This window comes from Streptomyces sp. NPDC014734, from assembly GCF_043083325.1.
In the GTDB taxonomy this organism is placed as follows: Bacteria; Actinomycetota; Actinomycetes; order Streptomycetales; family Streptomycetaceae; genus Streptomyces.
The window spans coordinates 213,088-214,316 of the sequence record NZ_JBIBYN010000013.1; the positions used below are offsets into that span (position 1 = coordinate 213,088).

1 rRNA gene and 1 pseudogene are annotated in these 1,229 nt (G+C 65.8%); both read right to left on the reverse strand.

Annotated features, from left to right (window positions below):
• Positions 1 to 691, reverse strand: a pseudogene (locus ACF1CT_RS21930) (hypothetical protein); the annotation flags it as partial.
• A 216-nt stretch (positions 692 to 907) separates the two neighbouring features.
• Positions 908 to 1,024 (reverse strand): 5S ribosomal RNA (gene rrf / locus ACF1CT_RS21935).
• Positions 1,025 to 1,229 lie beyond the last annotated feature (205 nt).

Genomic DNA, 1,229 nt, shown 5'->3' on the forward strand with positions numbered 1-1,229 from the left:
CGGTCGTCACCACCACGACGGTCGTCCTCACGACGCGGCCCACGAGGCCGCTCATCACGACGCTCGAATCCACCCCCCGAACGCCCACCACGGTCATCGTCCCGACGCGGACCACGGAACCCACCACGGTCGTCATCGCGACGCGGACCGCGGTCGTCATCGCGACGCGGGCCACGGAACCCACCACGGTCATCGTCACGACGCGGGCCACGGTCCCGGTCACGGTCATCCCGACGGAACCCGCCACCACGACCGTCCTCACGACGGTCATCACGACGGAAACCACCCTGCCGGTCGTCCCGACGATCATCACGCCGGAACCCACCACCCCGACGGTCGTCACCACCACGACGGTCGTCCTCACGACGCGGCCCACGAGGCCGCTCATCACGACGCTCGAATCCACCCCCCGAACGCCCACCACGGTCGTCGTCCCGACGCGGACCACGGTCGTCGTCCCGACGCGGGCCACGGAACCCGCCACGGTCATCGTCACGACGCGGACCACGGTCCCGGTCACGGTCATCCCGACGGAACCCGCCACCACGACCGTCCTCACGACGCGGTCCGCGATCACGGTCCCGGTCGTCCCGACGGAACCCGCCGCCGCTGGGTCGGCTGTCGTCCCGACGGTAGCCGCCACGTTCGTTGTCCCGGCCACCGTCACGGCGAGGGCCACCGAAACGGTCATCACGGCGGCTTCCGAAACCGCCTCGGTCACCACCGTCCCGGCGACGCGGCTCGCGCCCCGAACGATCGTCGGGAGTGTTGGTGGACATCGGCGTGACTCCTGTCATCGGGTGTTACAAGACATTCTCGCGCAGCCGGACCTCCGACGCGCTACGACAAAACAAAAAGGACCCTTGGTCCCAGCGTGAACGCTGGGACCAAGGGTCCTTGAAAGATTGTTCGGCGGCGACCTACTCTCCCACAGGGTCCCCCCTGCAGTACCATCGGCGCTGAAAGGCTTAGCTTCCGGGTTCGGAATGTAACCGGGCGTTTCCCTAACGCAATGACCACCGAAACACTATCGGGCCAACCCGCAAAGCGGGATATCGGCTCTTAGCGAACAAGCACACTCTTCAATTAAGTAGTGAAACTGTTCAACCGGTGCGACTGTTCGCAGCCCGGGAACAACACAGTGGACGCGAGCAACTGAGGACAAGCCCTCGGCCTATTAGTACCAGTCAGCTCCACCCGTTACCAGGCTTCCACATCCGGCCTATCAA